Source organism: Streptomyces sp. SID10853 (assembly GCF_010548145.1).
Classification (GTDB): domain Bacteria; phylum Actinomycetota; class Actinomycetes; order Streptomycetales; family Streptomycetaceae; genus Streptomyces.
Genome location: NZ_JAAGLN010000390.1, coordinates 1 through 3664, shown reverse-complemented (window position 1 = coordinate 3664; position 3664 = coordinate 1). Strand labels below are relative to the sequence as shown.

The window sequence follows — 3664 nt, the reverse complement described above, 5'->3', positions numbered from 1 at the left end:
GGCCCGGGACCGATCGGCACCGGGGCGCCGGGCAGCCGTACGGCCTCGTCCCGCCACCCGGTCTGGTGCGGCTGGGGCTGGGGCTGCGCATGGGCCGACTGGGGCTGAGGGTGCGGCTGAGGCTGCGGATGCGGCAGGGGCTGCTGCTGCACAGCCTGCACAGCGGACTGCTGCGGCTGCTGGTGCGCGTGAGCCGGCTGCGGCTGGACCCAGGGCTGCTGGGGCGGCGGCTGCGGCGGCTCGTACGCCGGTCTGGGCGGCAGCGAAGGGTTCGCGGGCCTCGGCGGCAGCGAAGGGTTCGCGGGCCTCGGCACCGACGGCGGACGGCCGCCGCGGCGGGTCTCGATCATCGCGGTGGCACGGGCAGGGAGCCAGGCGGACGCGGTGCCGCTGTCGTCGCCGCCGGACGCGAAGAGATGCGGCGCCAGCTGCGCCTGGAGGTCCTCCGGGCTGGGCCGCTGGGTGAACTCCTGCTGCATGCACGCCTCGATCAGCGGGCGCAGTTCGTCGGGCAGCCCGGTCAGATTGGGGCCCTCGCGCAGCAGCATGAAGACCGTCTCGACCGGGTTCGCCCCGTGGAACGGCGCATGGCCGGTCGCCGCGAAGACCAGCGTCGACCCGAGCGAGAACACATCGCTCGCGCCCTTCACGTTGCGCGAGTCCTTGGCCTGCTCGGGCGACATGTACGCGGGGGTGCCCACCGCGACGTTCGTCATGGTCAGCCGGGTGTTGGAGACACCGGACGCGATACCGAAGTCGATGACGCGCGGCCCGTCCTCCACCACCAGCACATTGGACGGCTTGAGGTCCCGGTGGACCAGGCCCGCGCCGTGGATCGACTGCAGGGCCTCGGCGATCCCGGCGGCCAGCCAGCGCACGGCCTGGGCCGGCATCGGCCCGCACTCATTCACTATTTCTTCGAGGGAGGGCGCGGGAACGTACGCGGTGGCCAGCCACGGCACGGCGGCGCGGGCGTCGGCGTCGACCACCGCGGCCGTGTAGAAGCCGCTGACGGCGCGGGCGGCCTCCACCTCGCGGGAGAAGCGGACACGGAACAGCTGGTCCTCGGCGAGCTCGGTCCGTACGGTCTTGATCGCCACACGCCTGCCGGAGGCCGAGCGCGCCAGATAGACAAGCCCCATACCACCGGCCCCGAGCCGCCCGAGCACCTCGAACGGGCCGATCCGCCTCGGATCGTGCTGCGTCAGCTGCTCCATCACGCGCTTGCCACCTCCCCGTACGGGCCCCGGGGAAGGGGGTCCGCGACATACAGCTGCGTTCAGCGTCTCACCACTGGGCACCACCCGGCGGTGCGCACCCCGATTGTTCCTGGCTGACGTGCTCGTTGCGAACCCGGGGGCGGATCGGGGTGTCTCACCGCGATCCGGACATGGCGCCCGCACCGGGCCGTGGCAGAGCCCCTGAGCCGCACGGACAGGACCGGTTCCTCTTGTACGGTGAGGCCCGGTCGGGAGTGACGCCCGTCACAGCCCGAAAGTGTTTACGGAAGTTGTCCACGGAAGTTATCCACAGCCTGTTGATAACAATATCAATTCCGCCCGCCCTGAGAGCCGCCCCGTTACCAGCCCTGACCCCATTTGCAGTCGGCCGAATCGCGCTCCGATCACCCCTCGGTAAGCTGACGGCATGACAGGACAAGTACGCACCGTCGACGGCCGCGTGGCCGGCCGACGAGGTCAGGCGACGCGGCAGAAGCTGCTCGACTGCCTCAGCGAGATGCTCAGCTCCTCGCCGTACCGGGACGTCAAGGTCATCGACGTGGCCCGGAAGGCGGGGACTTCGCCCGCGACCTTCTACCAGTACTTCCCGGACGTCGAGGGCGCGGTCCTCGAAATCGCGGAGGAGATGGCCAAGGAGGGCGCCGGACTGACCGAGTTGGTCTCCGGGCGCTCCTGGACCGGAAAGGCCGGCTGGCAGACGGCCGAAGAACTCGTCGAGGGGTTCCTCGACTTCTGGCGCCGCCACGACGCGATCCTCCGCGTCGTCGACCTCGGCGCGGCGGAGGGCGACAAGCGGTTCTACAAGATCCGCATGAAGATCCTGAACTCCGTCACCAACTCCCTGACCGACGCGGTCAAGGAGCTCCAGGCCAAGGGCAGGGTCGACAAGGACGTCAGCCCGGCCGCCATGGCGGGCTCCCTGGTGGCCATGCTGGCCGCCGTGGCCGCGCACCAGAAGGGGTTCCAGACCTGGGGCGTGAAGCAGGCCGAACTCCGCCCGAACCTCGCCCTGTTGGTCCACCTGGGCATCACGGGCAAGAAGCCGACAAAGTAACCGCGGGGCGCCACCACGTCCTTCGTCCTGTCGCGCAGACGGCGGGCCACCGAGGTGGGTGGCCCGCCGTCCGCGTACCCGCACGGCGGAGGGAGTACGGCACACGGCGCACGCCACCCGGCGCACGCCGCACAGCACACGACGCACGCCACCCGGCACACGGCGCACGACGCCCAGCACACGACGCATGCCGCACAGCACACGGCGCCCAGCACGCGCACACGGCAGAGGCACACCGCGCAGGGCAGAGGGCGCACCGCACAGGGCGTACGCCTCAGCGGCGCTCCAGCCGGAACAGCCGGATCTCCCGGTCCACCCGTGCCTGGTACGAGGCGTACGGCGGCCAGAACGCCAGCGCCGTCGTCCACACCCCCGCCCTCTCCTCGCCCTCCAGGAGCCGCGCGCTGACCTGGATGTCCTGCCCCTTCCAGTTCACCTCGGCATCCGGGTGCGCCAGCAGGTTGGCCGTCCACGCGGGATGGCCGGGCCGCCCGAAGTTCGACCCGACGAGGATCCAGGACCGCGGCCAGGGCCCCCGCTCCCCCTCGCTCTCCCCCGCGTCCCCCGCCGCCGTTCTCTCCGGCATGCACGCCAATGGCGTAACCCGCAGGACCCCGCTTCTCGCGCCCTTCGCCGTGAGGATCACACCGGGCAGCATCTGCGCGCTGAGCAGCACCTTTCCCCGGGTCAGCCGGTGCACCGCACGGTCCATGGCGGGGACGACGTGCGGCGCGATCCTGGCGAACGTACGGGTGGACGACACCTTCTGCACCAGCCGGGTTCCGGGCAGCATCAGACCGCGACCGCCGCTCGCCCGGTGAAGAGCCCCGCCCGTTCCGCCGCATGCGCCCGCAGCCCGTGCACCGGGCCGAACAGCAGCTCGTCCGACGACGCCCGCTTGAAGTACAGCTGGATGTCGTGCTCCCAGGTGAAGCCGATCCCGCCGTGCAGCTGGACCGCGTCGGACGCCGCGCTGCGCAGCGCTTCCAGGCCCTGCGCGAGCGCGAGGCCGCCCGCCGCCGGGTCCCAGGCGGCGTAGTAGGCGGCCGACCTGGCCGCCTGCACCTGTACGTACAGCCCGGCCAGGCGGTGCTTCACGGCCTGGAAGGAGCCGATGGGGCGCCCGAACTGCTCGCGCGTGCCGACGTGTTCGACCGTCAGCTCCAGCGCACGGTCGGCCGCGCCGACCGCTTCGGCGGCCAGCACGGCGGCCGCCGCACACCCGGTACGGGCCAGCGCGCCCGGCACATCGGCCGTGCCGCTCCCCCCGTCACCGTCACCGTCTCCGTCGCCATCCGTCGCGCCGAGCAACTCGGCCTCCGTGTCGCGCAGTTCGATGCGGGCCTGGGGGCGGGTCGCGTCCAGCGCG

The 3664-nt window shown here is 71.9% G+C and carries 4 protein-coding genes; 1 reads left to right on the top strand and 3 read right to left on the bottom strand.

Annotated elements, in window-relative coordinates:
- Positions 1–1217 (bottom strand): serine/threonine-protein kinase (locus G3I19_RS35210; RefSeq protein WP_239075042.1); only part of this gene is annotated, 1217 nt, incomplete at its 3' end.
- Between the two features lie 430 nt (positions 1218–1647).
- Between G3I19_RS35210 and G3I19_RS35205 the strand changes: the two genes are divergently transcribed.
- On the top strand, positions 1648–2295 hold the full coding sequence (locus G3I19_RS35205; protein WP_164267754.1) for a TetR family transcriptional regulator: 648 nt from the start codon (positions 1648–1650) through the stop codon (positions 2293–2295).
- Positions 2296–2569: 274 nt separating this feature from the next.
- Here G3I19_RS35205 and G3I19_RS35200 read toward each other — a convergent pair whose 3' ends face one another.
- Together G3I19_RS35200 and G3I19_RS35195 are read right to left on the bottom strand one after the other, a co-directional pair.
- On the bottom strand, positions 2570–3088 hold the full coding sequence (locus G3I19_RS35200; protein WP_164267753.1) for a nitroreductase/quinone reductase family protein: 519 nt from the start codon (positions 3086–3088) through the stop codon (positions 2570–2572).
- The coding region (locus tag G3I19_RS35195) for an acyl-CoA dehydrogenase family protein (protein ID WP_275402801.1) at positions 3088–3664 on the bottom strand (577 nt) is incomplete at its 5' end. The genes G3I19_RS35195 and G3I19_RS35200, both read right to left, overlap by 1 nt.

What these genes read in the sequence shown, in the direction of transcription:
- G3I19_RS35205 (WP_164267754.1), top strand. Translation starts at nt 1,648, where the DNA reads ATGACAGGACAAGTACGCACCGTCGACGGCCGCGTGGCCGGCCGACGA.
- G3I19_RS35200 (WP_164267753.1), bottom strand. Translation starts at nt 3,088, where the DNA reads ATGCTGCCCGGAACCCGGCTGGTGCAGAAGGTGTCGTCCACCCGTACG.